The sequence below is a fragment of the Roseospira navarrensis genome (genome assembly GCF_009601025.1).
GTDB classification, from domain to species: Bacteria; Pseudomonadota; Alphaproteobacteria; order Rhodospirillales; family Rhodospirillaceae; genus Rhodospira; species Rhodospira navarrensis.
The window spans coordinates 14,079-37,037 of record NZ_WIVE01000012.1 but is presented as its reverse complement, the minus strand read 5'-3'; the positions used below and the strand labels follow the sequence as shown (position 1 = coordinate 37,037).

Genomic DNA, 22,959 nt, shown 5'->3' with positions numbered 1-22,959 from the left:
CCATGGATTATCTGAACCGCGCCCAGGCCCCCTTCGACGCCGAGATCTGGGACCTGATCGACGAGGCGGCCGCCGGCGCCGCCCGCGAACTGATGACCGCGCGGCGGTTCCTGGAAGTGGGCGGCCCCTACGGCGTCGGCCTGACCTCCATCGAGCTGTCCAACGACGACTATTGCCGCCAGCCCGAGGCCGGCGAGGCGGGGGCCGTCATGGGCCGCGCCGTCTCGGTGCCCATGCTGCGCAAGACCTTCAATCTGTCGCTGCGCCGCATCGCCGCCTGGCAGACCAACGGCCAGCCGCTCGACCTGTCCCCGGCCGAGGACGCCGCCGAGGCTGTCGCGCGCCTGGAAGAGCAGATCGTCTATTACGGCCGGCCCGAGTTCGGCCTGCCGGGTCTGCTGGAGAACAAGGGCGCGTGCAAGATCAAGGGCGGCGACTGGACCACGCCGGACGCCGCGCTGGAAGACGTGCTGACCGCCGTCACCCGCCTGGACGAGGCCGGGTTCCGGGGGCCGCACGCGCTGGCGCTGGCGCCGAAGTACTACAACGCGCTGTTCCGCCGCTATCCGGACAGCGAAATGCTGCTCATCAATCACCTGCGCCGCCTGTGTACGCGCGGCATCTTCAAGGCCAGCATCGAGGGGGCCGCCGTCATCGACCCGCGCGTGGGCAGCCTGGAGATCGGCCAGGACCTGATGACCGGCTACGCCGGCACGGACGGCATCCACTGCGAGCTGTTCGTGAATGAAAGCCTGGTTCTGCGCATGCAGGACGAGAACGCCGTCTGCGTCATCACGCCGAAGAGCGGGTGATCCGACGCCTTGGACTGATGCCGGGCGGGGGAGCACCCCCCGTCCGGCATGAGTTTGGCATTCTGGTCGTAGGGTGCGTTTGACGGCCGCGTCGCGGCCGCAACGCACCGGCGGCGCGAACGCACCCTACGGGGCTGACCGCTCCCACCGGGCGGTGGCGGCGTCGTCGGCGGCGCGGGCCTCCACCCAGTGGTCCCCGTCCGGCGTTTCCTCGCGCTTCCAGAAGGGCGCCTTGGTCTTCAGCCAATCGATCAGGAACTGGCAGCTTTCCAGCGCGGCCGCGCGGTGGGCCGAGGACGTGCAGACGAGAACGATGGGCTCGCCCGGCGCCATGCGACCATATCGATGGATCACCAACACATCGGCCAGATCCCAGCGGCGGTGCGCCTCGGCCTCGATGCGCTCCAACTGGCGCTCGGTCATGCCGGGGTAGTGCTCCAGGGTCATGGCGCGCACCGGGGGCGCGCCCTCCGGCGTCTCGCCCAGATAATCGCGCACCAGCCCGGTGAACGTGGCCACGCCGCCCACGCGCCCGGTCCCCTGGGTGAAGGCGGCGATCTCCGCCCCCACGTCGAACGCGGCCTGCTGCACGCGGATCATGGGCTAGCCCCCCGTGACGGGCGGAAAGAAGGCCACCTCGGCCGCATCGGAGACACTGGCGTCCGGTCCCGCGAACGCCTGGTCGATGGCGCAGCGCACCTGATCGGGAGTGGCGAAGGCCTTCGCATGGCCGTCGCTGCGGCCGGCCAGCCAGCCCATCAGGTCGGCCACGGTGGCCACCTCGGCGGGGGTCTCGATCGTCTCTTCGGCGGTGCCGACGCGGTCGCGCAGCCAGGCGAAATACAGAACCTTCACGACGACCCCCTCATGACAGCAGTTCCGAGAACGGCAGGTAGGCCACGGGCTCGCCCGGGGCCACGGTTGCCCGCTCGGCGGGCACATCCACCAGCCCGGCGGCGGCGCCCATGGACCGGATCATGGCGCTGTCCTGCGAGTGGAACACACGCACCACCGGACCATCGGGCGTGTCCTCGATCCAGCCGCGCAGGAACTCCCGACGGTTGCCCGACTTGGTGTGGCTGAAGCCCGCCGGGACCGCATAGCGGCGCGGAATGGTCACCGGCAGGCCGGCCAGCCTCTGCACCACGGGACGCACCACCAGCAGGCAGGTGACCAGGGCCGAGACCGGATTGCCGGGCAGGCCGGCGAAGGCCGTCTCGCGGATCAGGCCGAGCGCGGTCGGCTTGCCCGGCTTGATGGCCAGCTTCCAGAAGTGCAGGGAGCCGAGCGCGGCCACGACGTCGCGCACATGGTCCTCGCCGCCCACGGAGACCCCACCCGACGTCAGCAGCAGGTGATGGGCGTCGGCCGCATCGTCCAGCGCCCGGGTGATCCGGTCCGGGTCATCGGGCAGATGGCCCAGGTCCGTGACCTCGGCCCCCATGGCCTCGACCAGCGCCATCATGCCGTAGCGGTTGCCGTCGTACAGTCCGCCCGGCGGCAGGTCGGTGCCGGGCTCGAACACCTCGTCCCCGGTGGAGAACACACCCACGCGCACGCGCTCGAACACCGGCACGTAGGCATGGCCGGCCGAAGCCGCCAGCGCCACGTCGGGCGCGCGCAGGCGCCGCCCGGCCGCCAGGATGGTGGCCCCGGTGCGGAAGTCGCCGCCGGCCGTGCGCACGTGCCGGCCCCGGGTCACCCCGGCGGGCAGGGTCACGCGGCCGTCGCCAAGGTCCGTCACGTCCTCCTGCATGATGACCGTATCGGCGCCCTCGGGCATCACGCCGCCGGTGAAGATGCGGGCCACCTCGCCGGGCGGCAACGGCCGGTCCAGCGGATGGCCGGCGGCCACGCGGGCGGTCACGGGCAGGGTCGTGGGTTCGGACGGAGACAGGTCCGCATGGTGCACCGCATAACCGTCCATGGCCGCGTTGTCGTGGGCGGGATGAGTCACGTTGGCCACCAGGTCCGCCGCCAGCACGCGGCCCGACGCCTGCCGGAGCGGCACCCGCTCGATGGTCACGGCCGGGCGAATGCGGGCGTCGATCTCGGCCAGAGCCTCGTCGAGCGACATCAGACGGTCGCCGACAGCGAAGCAGTCGGTGGGGGCGGGGGCGTCGGGCGTCTCGGGCTGGGTCACGGGTCCGTCCGGGGATCAAGAATGTGGCGCATACCCGTGGTCATATAGGTGGCCCCGGTCTGCACCGTCAGGAGGGCCGCGATCCACAGCAGCAGTTCGCCCGGCCAGTCCAGCGGAACCCCGCCCACGCTGGCGGTATCGCCCACCAGAAGCAGGGGCAGGGCGACAAGCTGGGTCGCGGTCTTCCACTTGGCCAGTTTGGTGACGGGCATGCTCACGGCCTTGCCGGCCAGGAACTCGCGCAACCCGGACACCAGGATTTCCCGGAAAAGGATCAGCACGGCCGCGACCAGGGCGATGTCGGACAGGCGGTCGAAGCCGGCCAGCATGACCAGCACGGCGGCCACCAGCAGCTTGTCGGCGATGGGATCGAGGAACCGGCCGAAATCCGACACCACCTGGAGCTTCCGCGCCAGCCAGCCGTCCACATAGTCGGTCACGGCGGCGGCGACGAACAGCGCGGCGGCGATCCAGCGGGCCTCGGGGCCGGGGATGTAGAACATGACCATGATGACCGGGATCAGCACGATCCGGGCGATGGTCATGACATTGGGAAGTGAACGGAGCATGGCGGACCCTATGGACGGAGGATGGGGCGGACTCTACCCGCCTCACCCCTCTCCGTGAAAGGTTTCATAAATCTTGCGCGCCAGCGCGGCGCTGATGCCCTCCACCGCCTCCAGGTCGGCGAGGCCGGCGCCGGCGACCGCCTTGGCGGAGCCGAAGTGGTGCATCAGGGCCTTCTTGCGCGATGCGCCGATGCCCGGGATCGAATCCAGCGGGTTGGCGGCGGCGGCCTTCTTGCGGCGGGCCGTGTGCCCGGCCACGGCGAAGCGGTGCGCCTCGTCGCGCAGACGCTGCACGAAATACAGCACCGGGTGATTGGGCGGCAGCAGGAAGGACGGGCGACCCCGCGGGAAGAAGCGCTCCCGCCCCGCATCGCGGTCCGGCCCCTTGGCGATGCCGACCAGCGGCACGTCCTCGATGCCCAGGTCCTCCAGCACGCCGGCCGCGGCCGACACCTGCCCCTGTCCGCCGTCGATCAGCACCAGGTCGGGCCACTGGCCCCGGGTGCGGTCCGGATCTTCCTTCAGGGCGCGGGAAAAGCGGCGCTCCATGACCTCGCGCATCATGGCGTAGTCGTCCGAGGTGGCCTCGGCGTGGCGGATGTTGAACTTGCGATAGGACGTTTTCTGGAAGCCCTCCGGACCGGCCACGATCATGGCGCCGATGGGGTTGGTGCCGGAGATGTGGGAGTTGTCGTAGACCTCGATCCGCTCCGGCGGCCCGTCCAGGCCCAACACCTCCCCCAGCCCCTCCAGCAACTTCTGCTGGGCCGAGGTCTCAGCCATGCGCCGGGCCAGCGCCTCGCGGGCGTTGGTCAGGGCGTGGTCCACCACCTTGCGCCGGTCGCCCCGCTGCGGCACGTGCAGGGCGACCTTGTGTTCGGCGCGGATGGTGAGCGCCTCCGCCACCAGCGCCGGATGCGGGATGGGCTCGCTCAGCAGCAGCAGCCGGGGCGGCATCTGGCGGGCGTAGAACTGGCCCAGGAACGCCTCCAGCACCGCGCCCGGCTCGTCCTCGCGGGCGTGGCTGGGGTAGTAGGCGCGGTTGCCGTGGTTGTTGCCGGCCCGGAAAAAGAACACCTGGATGCAGGTCTGACCGCCGGCCTGATGGAGCGCGATCACGTCGGCCTCGCCCACGCCGGGCAGGGTGATGTCCTGGTGGGACTGCACGGCCGTCAGCGCCCGGATGCGGTCGCGGTAGATGGCCGCTTCCTCGAACGCGAGGCGGGCGCTGGCGTCTTCCATCCGCGCCGCCAGATCGCGCTGCATGTCCTGGCTGCGGCCCTCCAGGAAGGCGCGGGCCTGGGCCACCAGGGCGTCATAGTCCGCGCGGCTGATGCGGTCCACGCACGGCGCGCAGCAGCGCTTGATCTGGAACAGCAGGCAGGGCCGCGAGCGGTTGTTGAACACGCTGTCTGAACACGAGCGCAGCAGGAACGCCTTCTGCAGCGCCACCAGCGTGCGATTGACCGCGCCGGCGTTGGCATAGGGGCCGTGGTACTGGCCCGGGCGGGTGCGGGGACCCCGGTGCTTGAGCACGCGCGGCCAGTCGTGATCGCCGGCGATCAGGATGTAGGGGAAGGATTTGTCGTCGCGCAGGAGGATGTTGTAGCGCGGCTTCAGCTTCTTGATGAGGTTGCTTTCCAGCAGCAGCGCCTCGGCCTCGGTGTGGGTGGTGACCACCTCCATGCGCACCGTGGCGTCGATCATGCGGCGCAGCCGCATCGGCAGCCGCTCCGGATGGGTATAGGCGACCACCCGCTTCTTCAGGCTGCGGGCCTTGCCCACGTACAGGGCATCGCCCGCGCGATCGAGCATGCGGTAGACGCCCGGCGTGTTCGGCAGGGTGCGCACGGTGGCGGCGATCACCGCCACGCCGGTCGGGCGGTCGGACTCCGCGGCAGGGTCCTGGTCTGTCCGCGATGTCATGGAAAAGGCCTCGTCGATGGTCATGGGTGATGGGGCAGGGCGGCTCTGGTGGGCGGGATGGGGTGCGCGAAAGGCGGAGTCCGTTCGAAGGAGGACCGTGCGGCCAACGAGTGTGTCTGTTTCGTGTCGGAGGGGACGAACGTCCGGTTCAAAGGGATTTGTAACCGTTCTGCGACACTAATGTGACCGAATCGCACCCCTCCGGCATGGGGCGCCCCCTGACAAGACCTATTGTATCCACCAATCCTGTGGATAACTGTGTGGACGGCATGTGACCCTTCATCCCGACTCCTAGGGAATCCGCGCCTTTGCCCTCCCTGCCTACGTTTTGGGCACATACCTTAACTCATTGAAACGGAACAAAAAATATTTCCGGAAGCCAAAAGTGCACCGCGCTGCAGTGAGGTTCTTGACAAGCGTGATACGGTCGGTCGTCCACCGCCCGCCTGTGCACAACTCGCAAATCCCCGGGTTGCCGGGATGTTGCAGTCGTATTGCTGGGTCCGGAGGCGCAATGATTCGGCGACTTTTGCCGTCAAAGGGCGTCACAAAAAAGACGCGCGAGTCCCCGCCGTCATTTCGCCCTGGTTCTTTGGAATGACTCTGCGTTTGTTCCGCTACCCGAACGGATTAAGCCGTTCGATCGTGACCCCGACGCTCTCGGCTTCCTGGAACACGTCCAGCTTCTCCACCCGAACCTGGGCGCGGCGGACCCGCGAGTCCTCCAGGCAGACGGCGGCGATGCGCTCGGCCAGGGTCTCGACCAGATTGACGTGCCCCGCCTGCACGATCTCCCGCACCCGGCCCAGAACGCTGTCGTAGCACACCACGTTTTCCAGCCGGTCGCCCAGATCGGCCGCCGCCTCGCGGACCGCCAGATCCAGGTTCAGGCGGATGCGCTGCGGCGCGGCCTTTTCATGCTCGTAGGCCCCGATCCGCGCACTCAGCACCAGGTCCCGCACGAACACGTGGCGGGTGCCGGCCTCGGCGGACGCCATGGGGGCCTGCGGCGCAGGCGTGAACAGCTTGGAGCGAGGGCTCATCGACGGACCATTCATGCCGGGGAGGAGGGCGAGGCCTCCCCCGCACGGCGCTCGCGCGCCGTCCGCGGGCGGCCCCGGGGCGGGTCACTCCTCCGGCGGATCGGCCAGCCCGCCACCGGCGGACCAGGCCCAGGCCAGATGCTGACCCCCATCGAGCGCTATCATTTGCCCGGTCATGGACCGCGCCGCAAGGATAAACCGGGCCGCCTGTCGGATCTCGTCAACCGAGGTGCCGCGTTTCAGCGGCATGGCCGCGCACTGGGCGTCGAACTGGGCCTGGCTCTGGCGCAGGCTGGGCAGCGCCGGACCCGGCCCGATCCCGTTGACCCGCACGCGCGGGGCCAGCGCCAGGGCGAGCGACTGGGTCAGCGTCCACAGCCCCGCCTTGCTGACCGTGTAGCTGACGAAATGGGGGGTCAGGCTCCAGACCCGCTCGTCGATGATGTTCAGCGCCAGCCCCTCGGCGTCGTCGGGCAGGGCGCGGGCCATGGCCTGGGTGAGCACGAAGGGCGCGCGCAGGTTGGGCTCCAGGTGGCGGTCCCAGCTCTCGCGCGTGACGGTGTCCCAGCGGTCGTACTCGAAGGTGGAGGCGTTGTTGATCAGCACGCCGATGGGACCGCCCAGCGCCGCCTGGGCGCGTTCCACCAGGGTGGCGGTCGTGGCCTCGTCGGCGAGATCGGCCTGCACGGCCACCGCGCGGCCGCCCGCGTCCTCGATCAGGGCGCGGGTCTCGTCCACGTCCGATGCGGGGCCGCGGTGGTGCAGGGCGACGGCGCAGCCGGCGGCCGCCATCTCCAGGGCGAGGCCCTGGCCGATGCGCCGGGCCGCGCCGGTCACCAGGGCGAAGGGCGGGATGCTGTCGGGGCGGGCGAGGGGCATGGGTCCTCCGGCGGGGTGGGGGCCGGGACTCAGATTCCGGCCGGGACGCCCAGGATACGGTCCACCCCCACGTACTGGATCGCCGTGTACCCCGCATAGGCCACCAGGAACAGGCCGGCCTCGGCGCGGCCGATGCGCCGCCCGGTCAGCATGATGGGGATCAGGACCAGGGTGAACGCGCTCATGGCCCACAGGTCGAAGCGCAGGATCTGGGGCGGGATCTCGATCGGCACCACGACCGCCGTGGCGCCCAGGATGGCCAGGATGTTGAAGATGTTGGAGCCGACCACATTGCCCAGCGCGACGTCCGAATGGCCCTTGTAGGCGGCCGCGACCGCCACCGCCAACTCCGGCAGCGAGGTGCCCAGGGCGACCATGGTCAGGCCGATCACCTCCTCCGACACGCCCAGCACCCGCGCGATGTCCACCGCGCCGGTCACCAGCAGATGGGCGCCGGCCACCACGCCGACCAGACCCAGCAGGATGGCGCCGACGATCACGCTCCACGGACGGTTCTTCAGACCCTCGAACTCCTCGACCTCGGCGAGATGGCCCTCGGCCGGGTCCTTGCCGGAGGACTCCCGCCAGTACGAGAACAGGACATACGCCACCAGCAGGGCCAGCATGATGCCGCCCTGCCAGCGGGGAATCAGCCCGGCCAGGGCCAGGACGACGAACAGCGCCGTGGCCGCGACCATGATGAGGCCGTCGCGGGTCACGGACTTGGGATCGCAGGCGATCGGCTTCAGCAACGCCGCCGCGCCCAGGATCAGCAGGATGTTGGCGATGTTGGAGCCGACCACGTTGCCGACCGCGATGCCGGGCGAGCCGGACAGGGCGGCCTGGACGCACACCACGAGTTCGGGAAGCGAGGTCCCGAAGGCGACCACCGTAAGGGCGACCACCAGCGGCGAGATGCCGAGGCGTTCGGACAGGGCGACGGCGCCGCTGACCAGACGGTTGGAGCCGACCGGCAACAGGACGACGCCGGCGATCAGAAAGACGATGGACAGGGTCACGTCAGGTGGTCTCCAGGGGCGCCGGGGTGATGTCGGTGCTGCCGGTCAGGTCCGCGAGGACCAGATCCCGCAGCGTGGCAATGCCCACTAGGCGGCCGTGATCGAGCACGATCGCCCGCGACAGGCGGAAGCGGCTGAGCAGGCGGATGGCGTGCTTGACGTCCATGTCCGCCTGTACGGCGATGAGCGGTTTGCTCATGATCTCGTAGACATTGAGGCGGTCCGGCGAGCGGTCCAGCGCCACCACCTTGTCGGCGATGTCCTGGATCACGATCATGCCGTACTCGTCGTGCTCGTGGCGCTTGTCGATGACCAGCGAACTGCACGCCTTGTCGCGCATCATGCGCACCGCCTCGGCCACGGTGGCCATGCCGTCGATCATGTAGGGCGTGTCCGACATGACCTCGCGGACCGGGCGATAGGGCTGCCTGGCGCTCATATTTCGTCCTCGATCTCGCTTTGCAGCGTCTTCATCTGGGTGCCGAGGCCGATCGCGTCCTCGACGTCGATCTGGATGGCGACACCGGCCCCGGGGCTGGCGTCCATCTGGCCGACGGCGCCGATGCGCTCCAGGATGCGCCGGGCCAGATGCTGCTCGACGATGATGAGCACCACGTCCCGGGCCCCGGTCAGGTCCAGGCCCAGAAAGGTCTTGGTCTTTTTCAGACCCTGCCCTCGGGCGTTGGTCAGCACCGTGCAGCCGGTGGCCCCCTCGGCGCGGGCGGCATCGACGATGTCGTCGGTCCGGGTGTCCGGCACGCTGGCGATGATGAGCTTGAACTTCATGAATCCTCGCGGGCTTGGCGGCGGGCCGCGCGGCGCGCCAGCAGCGCACCGAGCTGGGCATACCCCATGACGGTGATCATGGGGAACAGGCTGGCCAGGGCGATCAGGCCGAACCCGTCGATCAGCGGACTGCGGCCCGGGATGTTGGTCGCCAGGCCCAGGCCCAGGGCCGTGACCAGGGGGACGGTGACGGTGGAGGTGGTCACGCCCCCCGAATCATAGGCGAGCGGGATGATCTGGCGGGGGGCGAACACGGTCTGGACGATCACGATGCCATATCCGATGACGATCAACAGGGGCAAGGGCCAACCCGTCACGATGCGCAGCGCCCCCAGCGAGACCCCGAAGGCGACCCCGACCGCGACCGCCACGCGCAGGCCCCAGGCCCGGACCGACCCGCCGGAGACCTCGTTCACCTTCAGGCTGACGGCGATCAGGGCCGGCTCGGCGATGGTGGTGGAGAACCCGACGGCGGCCGCGAAGGCGTAGACCCACAGGTAGTCGCGCCAGTCCAGCCCCGCCAGCCCGGCCGCCGCGCCGCCGTCGCCAGCGCCGACCATGGCCGGATCCGTAAGCTGGCGGGCCATGATCTCGCCCAGCGGGAACAGCGCCATTTCCAGCCCGACCAGGAACAGGTCCAGGCCGAGGACCACATAGATGAACCCCAGGATCATGCGCCGCAGGTGCGGCACCTTCTGGCGCAGCACCAGCACCTGGAACAGCACCAGGATCAACAGGATCGGCGCCACGTCGAGGATCGTGGTCCAGAGCGTATCGACCAACTGGATCAGAACGGGCACGGCGGGGTGTCCTTCGCGGTGATCCCGGCGGAGCGGGTCAGTAGAGCAGACCGTAGAGCATGACGAACATCATCGGGGTCAGGCTGGCGAAGGCGATCAGGCCGAACCCGTCGATCAGCGGGTTGCGACCGCCCAGCGTGGAGGCCAGCCCCACCCCCAGGGCCGTGACCAGCGGCACCGTGATGGTGGACGTGGTCACCCCACCCGAATCATAGGCGACGCCGACGATCTCCGGCGGGGCGATGAAGGTCAGCGCCACCACCACCAGATATCCGCCGATGATGAGGATCTGGACCGGCCAGCCCTTGATGATGCGGAACACGCCGACCAGGATGGCCAGACCCACCGCGACCGCGACCGTGTAGCGCAGGCCCAGGGCATAGGTCTCGCGGCTCTCCGGGTCCGGGTCGATCAGCCCGGCCTCGGCGACCGCCGCGGCGGCCTCGCCGGCCACGGCGATCAGCGCCGGTTCCGCCACCGTGGTGCCGAATCCCAGGGCGAAGGAGAAGGCCAGCAGCCAGAACAGGCTACCCTTGTCCGCGAAGGCATGGGCCATGGACTCGCCAAGGGGGAACAGCCCCATCTCCAGGCCCTGGATGAACAGCGCCAGGCCGAGCAGTACCAGCACCAGACCCACGATGATCGGGACCGGGTCTGGCAGCGGCTGTTGCAGGACGATGACCTGAAAAAACCCGATGACCAGGATGATGGGGGCCAGATCGCGCAGGGCGCCGAGCAGGAGGGCGAGGAAACTCCATAGCTGTCTGGGCATGGCGCCGTTGCGTCTGGTGTCTCTGGCGTGAGGGAAGGCGCGCGGACGGTCGATGCCGACTCCCCCGACTCGCCCTGCGACCTTGCGGGCATCACCCGGGCGTGTCAATGCGGGCGTCCCCGCAGGATGCGTCGGTTGTGTTGTGCGCCCATAAAGGGGTGTGGGCGGTGGTCCATGGCTGTCGCCCGGCGGCGTCCCCGGCTAGACTGTGCGGATCCGAAACCGATCGCCCGCCCCAGGAGCCCGCCCCAGGAGGCCGCCCATGCCCCAGCCCGACCACATCACCCGGCTCGATCTGCCGGACCGTTGCGCCGACGATGAAGAGGTGCAGGCCTACTTCCACAAGTGCGAGGAAAAGCTGGGACTGGTCCCGAACGTGTTGCGGGCCTACACCGGCCATCCCGCCAAGTTGCGCGCCTTCATGGAGATGTACAACACTCTGATGCTGGGGCCCTCGGGCCTGACCAAGCTTGAGCGGGAAATGATCGCGGTCGTCGTAAGCAGTGCCAACCACTGCTACTATTGCCTTGTCGCGCATGGACAGGCGGTGCGGGCGCTGTCCGACGATCCGCAGCTTGGCGAGATGATGGTCATGAATTACCGTGTCGCCGATCTGCCGCCGCGCCAGCGGGCGATGCTGGATTTCGCGTGGACCCTGACGTTGACACCGCAGGCGATCGGGGAGGGGGACCGGGACCGGCTGCGGGCAGCGGGTTTCTCGGAGGAGGACATCTTCGACATCTGCGATGTCGCGGCGTTCTTCAACTATACCAACCGCATGGCGCACGGGACCGACATGATTCCGAACGCCGGGTACCATGCCATGAACCGCTGAACGGGCGCGCGGACGCGCGCGCCGACGAAGGAGCCCCGAGCGCATGTTTCGTTTTCTCGGCAAGGTGATCGTGGGTCTGCTGGCCATGGTCGGCACACTGGTGGTCATCATCGTCGCCGCAGCCTGGATCGCCGCGCCCTACGTCCTTCCCGATCGCGGGCGCGACCCTCTTCCCGGGTCGATCGTGCTGACCGTGGACCTGGACCGCGCGCTGCTGGAGGGCGAAGGGCCGGGCTGGGCCGGGGGCGCGGATCCCGACGCCATGACCCTGCGCACCCTGCTGGACGGGCTGGAACGGGCGGCCTCCGACGACCGCGTCAGGGGTCTGGTCGCTCGGGTGCGCAGCCCCGAAATGGGCCTCGCCCAGGCGCAGGAAGTGCGCGACGCCGTGCATGCGTTCCGGGCCAACGGCAAGCCCACCTTCGTCTATGCCGACAGCATGCCCTCGGGCGCCGGACGCGGCACCATGGCGTATTATCTGGCCTCGGCGTTCGAACAGATCTGGATGCAGCCCTCCGGCGAGCTGGGTCTCATCGGCATCGCCATGGAGGTCCCCTTCGCCGCCGAGGGCCTGGCCGACCTGGGCCTGGCGTTCGAGGCCAGCAGCCGGCACGAGTACAAGGGCGTGCTCGCGATGGCGTCGGAAACCGACATGCCCGCGCCGCAGGAGGAGAACCAGCGGCGTCTGGTGGCCTCGTGGTTCGATCAGATCCGCGCGGACATCTCGGCGGCGCGGAGCGTGGATCTCGATGCGCTGGATGACAGCATCGACTCCGCGCCCCTGCTGGTCCCCGATGCGGTGGACGCGGGGCTGGTGGACCGGGCCGGGTATCGCGACCAGTTCCGCGACGCGGTGCGCGACACCATGGGCGAGAACGGCCGCCTGTCCGTGGCGGACTATATGACACGACGCGACGACCCGCAGCCGACGGACGCCCGCCGGATCGCCCTGATCCACGGCGTCGGCATGGTGGTGCCGGGCGAGTCCCGGGGTGTGTCGCCGTTCTCCGGCCGGCCGATGCTGCACGCCGAGGACATGGCGGACGCCATCGAGTCCGCCGTGCAGGACGAGCGCGTGGCCGCCATCGTGCTGCGGCTCAACAGCCCGGGCGGGGACTACGTGGCCTCGGACACGGCCCGCCGCGCGGTGGCGCTGGCGCGGGACTCCGGCACGCCGGTCATCGTGTCCATGGGCAACGTGGTGGCCTCCGGCGGGTACTTCATCGCGCTGGAGGGCGACCGCATCCTGGCCTCGCCGGGCACCCTCACCGGCTCGATCGGCGTGGCCGCCGGCAAGCTGGTGGCGCGCCGCCTGTGGGATGACCTCGGGATTTCCTGGACGCGGCTGGCCGAGGGCGACAACGCGGCCATGTGGAGCACCACGGCGCCGTTCTCGGTGTCGGCGCGGCGGGCGCTGGACCGGCGTCTGGACGCCATCTATGCCGACTTCACCGACCGTGTGGGCACGGCGCGGGATCTGGATGGCATGCGTCTGGATCAGGCCGCGCGCGGGCGGGTGTTCACGGGCACAGATGCCCTGGGCGCGGGTCTGGTGGACGGCCTCGGCGGCCTGCGCGAGGCGCTGGCGGCGGCGCGGGAGGCCGCGGCGCTGCCAGCGGACGAGATCGTGGTCGTCGCCCCGTATCCCGCGCCGCGTGACCTGACGGACCTTCTGATGGACCTGCTGCGGAACCCGGATGCGCTGCCGGGGCTAATGCAGGGGCTGGCCGGACTGCCCGACTCCGACCTGCGGGCGCTGGCGCGGGTCGCCGCCGTGGTGGCGCCGCTGCTGGAGCCCCTGGCCGGACGGATGTCTCCGACCGATCCGCCGGCGCTGCTGTTCGATGGCCCGACCGCCCCGACCGGGCCGGGCGGGGTGGAATCCCCCACCAATCCTTGAGTTTCGCGCTCGGGAACCATGGTTGCGGAGCCCGACCAGCGGGCTATGGTGAAGCCTGCGCCACGGCGGAACGGGTTCGGTCGTTGCTCCCTGCGCGAAACCTGGGGTACCGTTCACGGGCCCCGGGGGGGACATCCGGACCTGGGCCGGCGGACGGGAGACGCCTGCCGGCCCATGGGGGACTGACGAACCCGGGCGCTCGCCCCTGAGATTCCGTCCGATCCGGGCGGGGCAGGGCGGTGTTCCTGGCCGGCGGGCCGCGCCCGTCCGGTGAGGTTGCAGGCAAAACGAACGGCGCCGCCCCGGCACCGCATCCGGCCCGGACCCTTTCGCGAGGTTCCCGGTGTCCGGACGTTCCGGACCGGGCGACGCACCATCTGAGCGGGGGAACAATGACCATCATGAAGACTACCTGGTTCACGGGCGCCGCCATGGCGGCCGCGCTCGTGGTGGGGCCCGCCCTGGCGGCCAATCCGATCTACACGGGCGGCCAGAGCGGCAGCTACTTCGGGTCGTTCGGCCCGCTTCTGCTGGACGTGCTCAAGAAGGAATTCTTTGACTACGAGTTGAAGACCAGCGCCGGAAGCGGCGAGAACATCGAGCAGGTCCTGTCCAATCCGCAGGCCATCGGCATGACCCAGACCGACGTGCTGGCCTTCAAGTCCGCGCAGAACCCGGCCATCGCCGACAAGATCAGCATTATCCGCAACGACGTCACCAACGAGTGCCTGTACGCCGTCACCACCGAGGCCAACCAGGACCGCCTGACCAACTGGGGCGCCGTGGCCGGCTATGCCCGCCGTGTCCGCTTCGCGCTGGGCCCGCAGGACAGCGGCTCGGCCCAGACCTTCCAGTTGCTGCAGTCCTTCGACGAGCGTCTGGCCGAGGCCAGCAAGGTCAGCTACCTGGACAGCACCGACGCCGCCATTGATGCCGTCATCAACGGGCAGGCGGACGTGGCCTTCTTCGTCCAGTTCCCGGATCCGTCGAACGCCCGCTTCGAGCGCCTGAACGACGCCAAGATGGTGTTCGTCCCGGTCGTGGACCGCAACATTCTGCGGCAGCGCTTCGCCGACGGCGAGCGCGCCTATGTGCCGCTGGAGGTCAAGGTCACCAGTGCCGGCCTGCTGAACTGGCAGGGTGTGGAAAAGATCGTCACCGCCTGCACGCCGCTGGCCTACATCACCGGCAACCCGGACATGCTCCCCGAGGGCAGCACCGAGCGGCTGGACCAGGAAGAAATGATCAAGATCGTGCGCGAGGTGCCCGTCAGCGAACTGCAGCCGCAGGCTGGCTGGTTCCAGTCGATGCTGGACGATCTGGCCCAAGTCTCCGAACAGGGGCTGGAAAAGGCCCTGCAGGCCGTGGACGACGCCCGCGAGAGCATCGCCCAGTAACCCCGGAATCGGTTTGAGACCGGAAAACCAACCGGGCGAACGCCAAGCCTCCGGCGCCTGATCGGCGTCCGGGGGTGGCGTTCGTTTCCATATTCAAGAAGGAGGGGGTTATGGCTGCGAGTGGATTTTCGTTTGTGGGGTTCGCGATCCGATGGGTCGCCGCCATCGTGCTGGTGATGGCCACGTACAATCCGACCGGCTGGTCGTTCGCCGGCTGGATCGAGACCTCGGGCTTCAACGAGGACCTGCCGTTGAAGGCCCTGGCGGCCATCGTGCTGCTGATCGGGTACATCCTGTACGTCATGGCCACGCTGCGGTCGATCGGCAAGTTCGGCATCATCCTGCTGGTGGCGCTGTTCGCCATCCTGCTCTGGGTGATCGTGACCTACACCGGCGCCAATCTTCAGGGCGAGCCCCTGATCTGGATCGGACTGGTCGTGGTCGCGACCATCATGGCGGTGGGAATGTCCTGGTCGCACATCTGGCGCCGCATCACCGGCCAGCTTGACGTGGATGACGTCGAAACCTGATCCGGGGCGCGCATGACCGACGCGGGCGGCAGGGCGCATCTCGCCAGGGCCTGGTCGGTCGTGACCGGGTGGCGGGACAGGGACGGTCCGCCGCCCGACCCGCCCGCGCCGGATCCCTTCATTGCGGTGCCGCAGACCGCCCTGGTGGCGCGTCTGCGCGACACGATCCTGGAGCCCGTTCCGGCTGGGGAGCGGGCGTGGACAGACCACACCTTTTCCGAGGTGTGCCGGCTCCTCGGCCTGCTGTTCCGGATCGAGGGGCGGGAGTGCCTGCGCTGCCTCCGCGACGACTACCACGCCTTCAACCCTGACCTGCCGGCGGGGGCCGCCGGTTGGCGCGAGGACCGTGGGGCCGCCTACGACCGTCTCAAGGCGCGGCTGTCCGGGCTATTGATCCAGGCCAACTTCGCGCCCGTGGACCCGGACCGCCTCGCCGAGGCCGAGCGCCGGGCGGCCGAGGTGGACGCCGAGGTCCGGGTCCCGACCCATCATTATGCCGACGTGGCGTTCTTCGCGCGCGGTCGCCGACAGGCGGTGGCCCGATCGCGTCGTCTGTTCGGGCTGGCGGAGCGGATCCGGCCGGCGGTGCGCCTGCGCCACGTGGTGGTGCTGATCCGCTTTCACGAGTCCATCGCCAGCCGTCGCCGCCGCCTGCCCGTGGGCCTGGCCGTCACGCCCGGCGGACGCCCGCCGGACCGGGTGTTCGAAGGCAAGGTGGTCATCAAGCTGTTCACGGACGTCGCCGAGGGCGATCTGAACATGCTCTATCCCGGCGCACGGGCCGTGATGCGTCTGCGGGACAAGCTGCTGCTGGGCGTGCCGGCCGTCGCCGGTGGGGTGCCTGTCCTCATGAACATTCTGCCGGCGCTGTCCGTCCTGTTCGTGGTGGCGGCCGCTTGGCTGGGGCTGACGGCGCAGGGCTCGGTGGCCCAGGCCGACCTTGCGAAGGCCCTGGCGGCCATGAGCGCGCTGGCGGGCCTGGGCGGCTTCCTGATGAGACAATGGATCAAGTTCGAGCGCCAGGTTCTGAAGTATCAGATGATTTTGACCGACAATCTCTATTACCGGAACGTCTGCAACAACGCGGCCGTGTTCGATTACCTGCTGGGCACGGCGGAGGACCAGGAGTTCAAGGAGGCGGTCATCGCCTACACCCTGTTGCGCGGCGCGACCGAGCCCATGGACGCGGCGGCGCTGGCGGCGGCGGCCGAGGCCTGGCTTGACCGCACCCTGGCGGCCCGGGTGCGCTTCGACATCGACGACGCCCTGGGCAAGCTGGACCGCCTGGGGCTGTTGACGCGGGCGGCGGACGGCACGCTGTCCGTGCCTCCGCTGGCGGAGGCGCTGGCCCGCCTGCGCGCGATCTGGCACCACGAGGCGGGTGACGGTCCCTCTGGGGAGGGGCCCCTGGAGGCCCGCGGCAGCACCGAAAGCGCCGGCATGGATGCCGCGGACGGGCGGTAATCCGGGGCTTCCGGGCGATCCTGTGACCGGGGTCACTGTTCCTGTCCCCGGCGCCACATACCCTGTTTTCATGGCCCGAAAGGTCGGGAGCCGGGGTTTGTGCCAGGGGGCATGGTCCTTGACGCTCCGACGAGTCAGGAAGGACCACAACCATGCAGGTCATCGTTTTCGCATCGCAGAAGGGTGGGTCCGGGAAGACGACCCTGGCCGGCCATATGGCCGTGATGGCCGATGCCATGGGGCTGGGTCCCGTCGCCATGCTCGATACCGACCCCCAGGGCTCGCTGGCCCAGTGGTGGAACGCGCGCCAGGCCGAAACGCCGTACTTCGTGCGCTCCTCGCTGACCGAGCTGCCGGAGACGCTGGCCGAACTGGACCGGCGCGGCATCAACATGGTCATGATCGACACGCCGCCGGCGATCACCATCGCCATCCGCAGCGTGGTGGAAAACGCCGACCTGGTGGTGGTGCCGGTGCGCCCCAGTCCCCATGATCTGCGCGCCGCCGGCGCGACCGTGGACCTCGTGGAAGGGCTCAACCGGCCGTTCGTGTTCGTGGTCAACGCCGCCTCCGCCCGGGCGCGCATCACCTCCGATGCCGCCGTGGCCCTGAGCCAGCATGGCACCGTCGCGCCGACCACCATCCACAACCGCACCGAATACGCCGCCAGCATGAGCGACGGTCGCACGGTCATGGAAATCAACCCCGAGGGTCGCTCGGCGCACGAGATGCAGGCCCTGTGGGCGTATCTGAAGGAACGCGTCGAGCGCGCCGCCCGCATGGCGGAACACGCCGGTCCGCAGGTCGGCGGCGCCTTCTCGGATTTCGTGCGCGAGTCCTACGATCCGCGTCCGCAGGCCGCCACCGTGGCCGAGGGGGCCCGCATTCCCGTCGCCAGCATCGACCCGGCGCGCGTGGATGCCGTCGAGGCCTGGTCGGACCGCGCCGGGCGTCCCGATCGTCGCGACTCCGCGATGGACGCGCGGTCCATCCGGGTGGTCGAGAGCGAGGCGCCCGAGGTGGACGAGGACGAGGAGGACACGGACGGCCTCGACTCGGTTCCGTTCGACGCCCCCCGTGCGCCCACCGCCAACGACGACGATTTCCGGGCCGAGCGTCCGGGGCGTCCCATGCCGCATCTCGTGGCCGGCGCCCGGCCGGCCGGTGATCGCGGACCGGCCGCGATGCCGCCGGCGTCCGGTCATTCCGCCCCCGGTGCGCGCCCCGCAAGCGGTCGCGGCCTGCTTGGTCACCGTGCCTTCGGGCGCCGCGGCATTGCGGAGGTGTAGCCATGAGCGCGGTGATCGGACTGGGCGGGCTGTTTTCCCGCAAGGGCGAGGCCGTCCCCGCCGTGCAGCCGGCGATCCCCAATGCGGGCCGAAGCCGGTTCGAGGATCTCGCGCGGGCGCTGGGACAGTCCATGGACCCCCGCGTGGATGGCGATATCCTGGATGACGACGATGTGGCGGAGGCCATCGCAGCCGCGAGCCCCGTCGAGGACGCCACGGCGCCGCCGTCCAGCGTGACTCCGTTCCGCCGGATGGCCGCACCCGAGCCCGACCCCGTCGTGGTGTCGATCGCCGGGCGCGCCGGGCTCTCTGACGATCCCGATCCGGACGGCGAAGACGACGCGGACGACGACGGCGATACGGATGCCGACGCCGGGCTGGAAGGTGCCGCGCCGCTGGGCGGCGGCATGATCCACCGCACGGCGCCGCCGGAGCCGGGACCGATGCGGCCCTGGGAGAGCCTGCGCCAGTCGCAGGCCCGGCGGCACGACGCACCCGAAGCGCCCGTGCGGCGGACGACCACACCGGCCGTCGTGCCACCCCGTCGCGGGGCGGCCGTCACGCTGGCCGCCGGGTACCGGGCTCCCTCGAACGGCGACGCGCCGCCCTGGATCCGGCTGAAGGGCACGGAGGCCGAACCCGGCGCGCCGGTGACGACGGCGCCCCTTGATGATCCCGAGGAAATCGAACTCTACCTGTTCGGGCCCGATGCGCCGCCGGATGTGGCCGGGCGGGCCGCCGCCGAGGCCGAGGCCGACGTGCGCCGTCGCCATGTGGGCGTGCGCCTGCCCGCCCGGGAACACGATCTGCTGCGGCAGTTCGCCAAACTGTCGGGCAGCACGCAGCAGGACATCATCCGGCGCTCGCTGCTGACCTACATGATCGAACAGTTGCGTCAGCGTCTGGACGAACCGCCGGCACAGGCGCGGAAGACCAAGGCCTGATCCGGGACCCGACGGAGCCCCGCCCTGGCGGTGGGGCTTCGTCCGCGTGCGCGGATCCATGTTTGATTAAGAACCGCGCCGTATCATGCAGGATTGTGCAGGACGGCGAGTCGCGCGGGCCGGCGCATGGGGGCGGGGAGGCGATACGGCATGGGTGAGGCCATCGGCCATCTGGTCAGCGTGCACGGATCCCGCATGACCGCCTACGGGCCCCCCGACTCGGGCATCCGCGACTTGCGGCCCGGCCGGATGGTCCGCATCGATACCACGGATGGCTCGGTCATCGGCGTCGTGACCAGCACACGCATCGTGGACGGCCCGGATGGGGTTCCGGCGGGTGGTCCCGTGGCCGTCGAACTGGCCGCCATCGGCGAGGCCGAAACCCGGCCCGACGGCGGGCTCGGCAAGGTTCAGCGCGGCGTGACCCGGTATCCGGCCCTTGGCGACGGCATCCGGCTGGCGGACAGCGCGGATCTGGCGGCCGTGTTCGCGCCGCCCGACTCGGCGACCCTGCCCATCGGCCGGGTCTACGGCGCCCAGGAGGTCACCGCCCATCTGGACATGGACGCCCTGCTGGGGCGGCATTTCGCGGTGCTCGGCACGACCGGCTCGGGCAAGTCCTGCACCGTCGCCCTTCTGCTGCACAAGATCCTGGCCAGTTTCCCCCATGGTCACGTGGTGGTTCTGGACCCGCACAACGAATACCAGGGCGCATTCGGCGACATTTGCCACATCGTCGATCCCGCCGGCATGAGTCTGCCCTACTGGCTGATGACCGGCGAGGAACTGGCCAGCGTGTTCCTGGGGTCGCGGCTGCCCGAGCATCCGGCGGAACTGATGATCCTGCTGGACTGCCTGATGGAGGCCAAGCGCAAGTCCCCCGTGGGTCAGAAGAACCCCGAGGAAGTGACCGTCGATACCCCGATCCCGTACCGGCTGAGCGATCTGCGCCGGGCGCTCGACGATCAGGTGGGCAACCTGAATCGGTCGGAGGACGTGCGGCCCTATCTGCGCCTCATCAACCGTCTGGACGGGCTGATGGGCGACCCCCGGTTCGCGTTCATGTTTTCCGGCACGCTGATGCGCATCTCGATGGTGGATGTGATCTCCAGCCTGTTGCGCATGCCGACGGACGGCGCCCCGCTGACCCTGGTGGATCTGTCCGGCGTGCCCAGCGAGGTGGTGGAGGTCGTTGTCTCGCTGTTCTGCCGCATGGTGTTCGACTTCCAGCTCTTCGCCGCGGAAACCCAAAGCGTGCCCGTGCTGCTGGTGTGCGAGGAAGCCCACCGCTACGCCCCGGCCGACGTGAGCGGCGGATTCCGCTCGACCCGAAAGGCGCTGGGCCGCATCGCCAAGGAAGGGCGCAAGTACGGCCTGGGACTCGGGCTGGTCTCGCAGCGCCCGTCGGAGCTGGATCCCGAGATCCTGTCCCAGTGCAACACCGTGATGGCCCTTCGGCTGTCCAACGAGCAGGATTTGGTCTACGTCCGCAGCACCCTGCCGGACGACGCCGGCGATCTGGCCGGCATTCTGCCTGCGCTCGGGGCCGCCGAGGTCATCAGCGTCGGCGCGGCCACCCCCATGCCCATGCGTGTGACCCTGGACCTGCTGCCGCCCGAGCAGCAGCCGCGCAAGGGCGCGGCGTCGTTCTCGGCAAGCTGGGACAGCGAGGTCTGGGACCGCGAGTACGTCAAGGACGTCATCAGCCGCTGGCGCTATCCGCGTCAGGTGTGATGGAAGGAGTCCGGACGGGGTCCACCCCGTCTGCCAGAAGGGAGACCAGAGACGTGACCGCCGACTCACTCACTGCCGTGGCGCCGAGACCGTTGAGCCTGGGGGAACGCTCCGGTCTGTTCGTCGCCGAAGCCAGGCACCACGCCCTGTTGATCGGGTTCATGATCGGCTACGCGGCGGTGGTGCTCGTGGTTATGAGCGCCCATGGCCTTTCATGGCATTTCGCGTCGTGGAATCTTCTTATGGCGACCCTGCTCGTGCCCGTACTGATCGTGGTTTTCCGGACGATCGGTGAACTGGCCCGCCATGTTTTCCATGTCCGTCCGTTCCGGGTGCGCGGGGTTCTGCTCGATGTGTGGCACAGCGAAGTGTTCGACGTGCGTTACGTCGCGACCGCAGTGATCCCGATGGTTCTTTTGCCGATCTTTTCGACGTTTTTCACGTCGTTCAAACAATCAATCGCCGTTATCAATCCGTTTCATTGGGATGAGACTCTGATGCAGTGGGACGCGGCCCTGCACTTTGGAGTCCACCCCTGGGAATTGTTGCTGCCCGTGCTTGGTCATCCCGTCGTCATAGCGGTCATCAGCTATCTTTATAATGTATGGATGCCGGTGATGTATTTGATTTTCTGCCTTTTTGCGATAACCCGATCCGAGCGGGTCCGGCGGATGCATTTCCTGTTGAGCTATTTCCTGACCTGGACTGTTCTGGGGAGCGGGTTCGCGTACCTTTTCTCCTCGGCCGGCCCCTGTTATTTCCACGAGTTTGTGGCCGGGCCGAACCCCTATGCCCCCCTGTTCCAGCATTTGAACGAAGGGCACGAGTCCATTCCGAACATGGCGCTGCTCGGACAGGAGTATTTGTGGAACGGCTACGAGGCGAATCAGGCGCGGGCCGGGGGCGGCATCTCGGCCATGCCGTCCCTGCATGTGGCCATCGCCACGCTGTGGGCGCTGTTCGCCTGGTCGCGCGGGCCCGTCCTGCGCAGTCTGACGGTGTTGTATCTGGCGATCATCATGGTCGGATCCGTGCTCTTGGGTTGGCATTACGCCATCGATGGGTATGCCGGCGCGTTTGGCGCTGTTGTGATGTACTGGGTGGCCGGGCTGTTGACGCGCCGGGTCGTGCCGGCCGCGCCAGTGGATGGACCCGGCGACGAGGGTGCGGGGCCTGGACCCGGCGGGATGCGCCATCGCCTGGCTGAACGTGGGACCTGAGAGTCGGGGTCCGGAGACCGCGGGCGCGGGATGCGCTCGCCGACTGGAGGAACGAATCATGAGAGCGCTGGCTTTGGTGTCGGGCTACCTGAAACGGGGAGGACGAGGGGCGACCTCAATTGAATACGCCCTGATTGCCGCCTTCATCAGCATTGTTATCGTCGGCGCAGTCACGGCCGTCGGCACCAGCCTGGACAGCTTTTTCGGCCAGGTGGCAAGCGGGTTCAACTGAGCCCCACCGGCAGCGCGCCGATTGGCGGTGGTCTGATCCCAGGCTGGATGGTGATCGGGGACCGGGGGCGTTTTGCGCGACCGGGCCGCCCCTCAACCAGTCAGCCCCTCAGGGTGCGGCGTTGAGGGGCTTGGCGGCGGCGTGAACCGGCCAGCGGCGTTTTCCGCGGTCGTGGGCCAATGGACGGCGGGATTGACAACGGGTGGCAGGGACGGGGGCCGGTGGCTTCGTGAAGCTCATCATTCATATTCCGTGCTTCAACGAGGCCGGGACACTGCCGCAGACGTTGGCAGACCTGCCGCGTCACGTTGATGGATTCGATGCGGTCGAATGGCTGGTGACCGATGACGGCAGCACCGATGGCACCAGCGACGTGGCCCGCGCCCATGGCGTCGATCATGTGGTCCGGCTCTCCACCAACCGGGGGCTCGCCAATGCCTTCATGACGGGCCTCATCGCAGCCCTTGAGCGGGGCGCGGACGTGATCGTGAACACGGACGCCGACAATCAGTACGACGCGTCGTGTATTCCCGATCTGGTGGTTCCGGTCCTGGAGGGGCGGGCCGACATCGCGGTGGGGGCCCGTCCGATCATCGCGGTGGGGGCCCGTCCGATCATCGAGACCGCGGACTTCCCCTGGCTGAAATAGCGCCTGCAACGCCTGG

Annotated in this window: 24 protein-coding genes; 12 read left to right on the top strand and 12 right to left on the bottom strand. The window is 69.1% G+C overall.

The features are described 5' to 3' along the window. The first annotated feature begins 2 nt into the window (after window positions 1-2). Complete coding sequence (locus GHC57_RS05940; RefSeq protein WP_153342176.1) at window positions 3-812, top strand: family 1 encapsulin nanocompartment shell protein; 810 nt, start codon at window positions 3-5, stop codon at window positions 810-812. A 126-nt stretch (window positions 813-938) separates the two neighbouring features. Here the strand turns inward: GHC57_RS05940 and GHC57_RS05935 are convergent, their stop codons facing one another. The 12 genes from GHC57_RS05935 to GHC57_RS05880 form a co-directional block, all read right to left on the bottom strand. Next, a complete protein-coding gene (locus tag GHC57_RS05935; RefSeq protein WP_153342174.1) occupies window positions 939-1,412 on the bottom strand; it encodes a molybdenum cofactor biosynthesis protein MoaE in 474 nt (157 codons plus the stop codon). Between the two features lie 3 nt (window positions 1,413-1,415). Then, entirely contained in the window at window positions 1,416-1,667 is a 252-nt protein-coding gene (gene moaD, locus GHC57_RS05930; RefSeq protein ID WP_170294714.1) for a molybdopterin converting factor subunit 1, read from the bottom strand. Between the two features lie 10 nt (window positions 1,668-1,677). After that, entirely contained in the window at window positions 1,678-2,955 is a 1,278-nt protein-coding gene (locus GHC57_RS05925) for a molybdopterin molybdotransferase MoeA (RefSeq protein ID WP_343031121.1), read from the bottom strand. Beyond that, entirely contained in the window at window positions 2,952-3,524 is a 573-nt protein-coding gene (pgsA, locus tag GHC57_RS05920) for a CDP-diacylglycerol--glycerol-3-phosphate 3-phosphatidyltransferase (RefSeq protein WP_153342170.1), read from the bottom strand. Before pgsA ends, GHC57_RS05925 begins: the two co-directional genes overlap by 4 nt. A 42-nt stretch (window positions 3,525-3,566) precedes the next feature. Then, complete coding sequence (gene uvrC / locus GHC57_RS05915) at window positions 3,567-5,450, bottom strand: excinuclease ABC subunit UvrC (protein WP_170294713.1); 1,884 nt, start codon at window positions 5,448-5,450, stop codon at window positions 3,567-3,569. A 617-nt stretch (window positions 5,451-6,067) separates the two neighbouring features. Continuing rightward, window positions 6,068-6,493 (bottom strand): dihydroneopterin aldolase, encoded by a 426-nt coding sequence (gene folB / locus GHC57_RS05910; protein WP_246152157.1) that lies wholly within the window; start codon window positions 6,491-6,493, stop codon window positions 6,068-6,070. Between the two features lie 84 nt (window positions 6,494-6,577). Continuing rightward, complete coding sequence (locus GHC57_RS05905) at window positions 6,578-7,372, bottom strand: SDR family oxidoreductase (protein WP_153342166.1); 795 nt, start codon at window positions 7,370-7,372, stop codon at window positions 6,578-6,580. Between the two features lie 29 nt (window positions 7,373-7,401). Continuing rightward, window positions 7,402-8,391, bottom strand: a complete 990-nt coding sequence (locus GHC57_RS05900; protein WP_343031120.1) for a calcium/sodium antiporter — start codon at window positions 8,389-8,391, stop codon at window positions 7,402-7,404. 1 nt (window position 8,392) lies between these two features. Beyond that, a complete protein-coding gene (locus GHC57_RS05895) occupies window positions 8,393-8,830 on the bottom strand; it encodes a CBS domain-containing protein (protein ID WP_153342164.1) in 438 nt (145 codons plus the stop codon). Next, entirely contained in the window at window positions 8,827-9,177 is a 351-nt protein-coding gene (locus tag GHC57_RS05890; protein WP_153342162.1) for a P-II family nitrogen regulator, read from the bottom strand. Before GHC57_RS05890 ends, GHC57_RS05895 begins: the two co-directional genes overlap by 4 nt. Further along, window positions 9,174-9,977: a DUF1538 family protein gene (locus GHC57_RS05885; RefSeq protein WP_170294712.1), complete on the bottom strand. Its 804-nt coding sequence runs from the start codon at window positions 9,975-9,977 to the stop codon at window positions 9,174-9,176. Before GHC57_RS05885 ends, GHC57_RS05890 begins: the two co-directional genes overlap by 4 nt. 37 nt (window positions 9,978-10,014) lie before the next feature. After that, window positions 10,015-10,749: a DUF1538 domain-containing protein gene (locus tag GHC57_RS05880; protein ID WP_153342160.1), complete on the bottom strand. Its 735-nt coding sequence runs from the start codon at window positions 10,747-10,749 to the stop codon at window positions 10,015-10,017. A 262-nt stretch (window positions 10,750-11,011) separates the two neighbouring features. On the opposite strand from GHC57_RS05880, the gene GHC57_RS05875 reads away from it, so the two are divergent. The 11 genes from GHC57_RS05875 (at window position 11,012) to GHC57_RS19490 (ending at window position 22,943) form a co-directional block, all read left to right on the top strand. Then, window positions 11,012-11,584 carry a peroxidase-related enzyme gene (locus GHC57_RS05875; RefSeq protein WP_153342158.1) on the top strand — a complete coding sequence of 191 codons (573 nt, stop codon included), beginning with the start codon at window positions 11,012-11,014 and terminating at the stop codon, window positions 11,582-11,584. A 43-nt stretch (window positions 11,585-11,627) separates the two neighbouring features. Further along, complete coding sequence (locus GHC57_RS05870) at window positions 11,628-13,484, top strand: S49 family peptidase (RefSeq protein ID WP_153342156.1); 1,857 nt, start codon at window positions 11,628-11,630, stop codon at window positions 13,482-13,484. Between the two features lie 401 nt (window positions 13,485-13,885). Beyond that, the gene (locus tag GHC57_RS05865; RefSeq protein ID WP_170294711.1) at window positions 13,886-14,881 is read left to right on the top strand and encodes a TAXI family TRAP transporter solute-binding subunit; all 996 of its coding nucleotides are present in this window, start codon (window positions 13,886-13,888) and stop codon (window positions 14,879-14,881) included. Window positions 14,882-14,991: 110 nt separating this feature from the next. Beyond that, on the top strand, window positions 14,992-15,411 hold the full coding sequence (locus GHC57_RS05860) for a DUF6524 family protein (RefSeq protein ID WP_153342152.1): 420 nt from the start codon (window positions 14,992-14,994) through the stop codon (window positions 15,409-15,411). 12 nt (window positions 15,412-15,423) lie between these two features. Further along, window positions 15,424-16,875, top strand: coding sequence for a TMEM143 family protein (locus GHC57_RS05855; protein ID WP_153342150.1), 1,452 nt, complete (start codon window positions 15,424-15,426; stop codon window positions 16,873-16,875). Window positions 16,876-17,027: 152 nt separating this feature from the next. Next, complete coding sequence (locus tag GHC57_RS05850; RefSeq protein WP_153342148.1) at window positions 17,028-18,164, top strand: ParA family protein; 1,137 nt, start codon at window positions 17,028-17,030, stop codon at window positions 18,162-18,164. Window positions 18,165-18,166: 2 nt separating this feature from the next. Continuing rightward, a complete protein-coding gene (locus GHC57_RS05845) occupies window positions 18,167-19,108 on the top strand; it encodes a hypothetical protein (RefSeq protein WP_153342146.1) in 942 nt (313 codons plus the stop codon). A gap of 150 nt (window positions 19,109-19,258) precedes the next feature. Further along, window positions 19,259-20,842 carry an ATP-binding protein gene (locus GHC57_RS05840; RefSeq protein WP_153342144.1) on the top strand — a complete coding sequence of 528 codons (1,584 nt, stop codon included), beginning with the start codon at window positions 19,259-19,261 and terminating at the stop codon, window positions 20,840-20,842. Between the two features lie 53 nt (window positions 20,843-20,895). Then, entirely contained in the window at window positions 20,896-22,062 is a 1,167-nt protein-coding gene (locus GHC57_RS20415; protein ID WP_170294710.1) for a phosphatase PAP2 family protein, read from the top strand. Window positions 22,063-22,120: 58 nt separating this feature from the next. After that, complete coding sequence (locus GHC57_RS05830) at window positions 22,121-22,294, top strand: Flp family type IVb pilin (protein WP_153342140.1); 174 nt, start codon at window positions 22,121-22,123, stop codon at window positions 22,292-22,294. A 229-nt stretch (window positions 22,295-22,523) separates the two neighbouring features. Beyond that, the gene (locus GHC57_RS19490; RefSeq protein WP_211369127.1) at window positions 22,524-22,943 is read left to right on the top strand and encodes a glycosyltransferase family 2 protein; all 420 of its coding nucleotides are present in this window, start codon (window positions 22,524-22,526) and stop codon (window positions 22,941-22,943) included. The last annotated feature ends 16 nt before the right edge of the window (window positions 22,944-22,959 follow it).

Excerpts from the sequence above, each read along its gene's own strand:
- GHC57_RS05940 (WP_153342176.1), top strand. The coding sequence starts at position 3 with ATGGATTATCTGAACCGCGCCCAGGCCCCCTTCGACGCCGAGATCTGG.
- GHC57_RS05935 (WP_153342174.1), bottom strand. The coding sequence starts at position 1,412 with ATGATCCGCGTGCAGCAGGCCGCGTTCGACGTGGGGGCGGAGATCGCC.
- pgsA (WP_153342170.1), bottom strand. The coding sequence starts at position 3,524 with ATGCTCCGTTCACTTCCCAATGTCATGACCATCGCCCGGATCGTGCTG.
- uvrC (WP_170294713.1), bottom strand. The coding sequence starts at position 5,450 with ATGACATCGCGGACAGACCAGGACCCTGCCGCGGAGTCCGACCGCCCG.
- folB (WP_246152157.1), bottom strand. The coding sequence starts at position 6,493 with ATGAGCCCTCGCTCCAAGCTGTTCACGCCTGCGCCGCAGGCCCCCATG.
- GHC57_RS05905 (WP_153342166.1), bottom strand. The coding sequence starts at position 7,372 with ATGCCCCTCGCCCGCCCCGACAGCATCCCGCCCTTCGCCCTGGTGACC.
- GHC57_RS05895 (WP_153342164.1), bottom strand. The coding sequence starts at position 8,830 with ATGAGCGCCAGGCAGCCCTATCGCCCGGTCCGCGAGGTCATGTCGGAC.
- GHC57_RS05890 (WP_153342162.1), bottom strand. The coding sequence starts at position 9,177 with ATGAAGTTCAAGCTCATCATCGCCAGCGTGCCGGACACCCGGACCGAC.
- GHC57_RS05880 (WP_153342160.1), bottom strand. The coding sequence starts at position 10,749 with ATGCCCAGACAGCTATGGAGTTTCCTCGCCCTCCTGCTCGGCGCCCTG.
- GHC57_RS05875 (WP_153342158.1), top strand. The coding sequence starts at position 11,012 with ATGCCCCAGCCCGACCACATCACCCGGCTCGATCTGCCGGACCGTTGC.
- GHC57_RS05870 (WP_153342156.1), top strand. The coding sequence starts at position 11,628 with ATGTTTCGTTTTCTCGGCAAGGTGATCGTGGGTCTGCTGGCCATGGTC.
- GHC57_RS05865 (WP_170294711.1), top strand. The coding sequence starts at position 13,886 with ATGAAGACTACCTGGTTCACGGGCGCCGCCATGGCGGCCGCGCTCGTG.
- GHC57_RS05860 (WP_153342152.1), top strand. The coding sequence starts at position 14,992 with ATGGCTGCGAGTGGATTTTCGTTTGTGGGGTTCGCGATCCGATGGGTC.
- GHC57_RS05855 (WP_153342150.1), top strand. The coding sequence starts at position 15,424 with ATGACCGACGCGGGCGGCAGGGCGCATCTCGCCAGGGCCTGGTCGGTC.
- GHC57_RS05850 (WP_153342148.1), top strand. The coding sequence starts at position 17,028 with ATGCAGGTCATCGTTTTCGCATCGCAGAAGGGTGGGTCCGGGAAGACG.
- GHC57_RS05845 (WP_153342146.1), top strand. The coding sequence starts at position 18,167 with ATGAGCGCGGTGATCGGACTGGGCGGGCTGTTTTCCCGCAAGGGCGAG.
- GHC57_RS05840 (WP_153342144.1), top strand. The coding sequence starts at position 19,259 with ATGGGTGAGGCCATCGGCCATCTGGTCAGCGTGCACGGATCCCGCATG.
- GHC57_RS05830 (WP_153342140.1), top strand. The coding sequence starts at position 22,121 with ATGAGAGCGCTGGCTTTGGTGTCGGGCTACCTGAAACGGGGAGGACGA.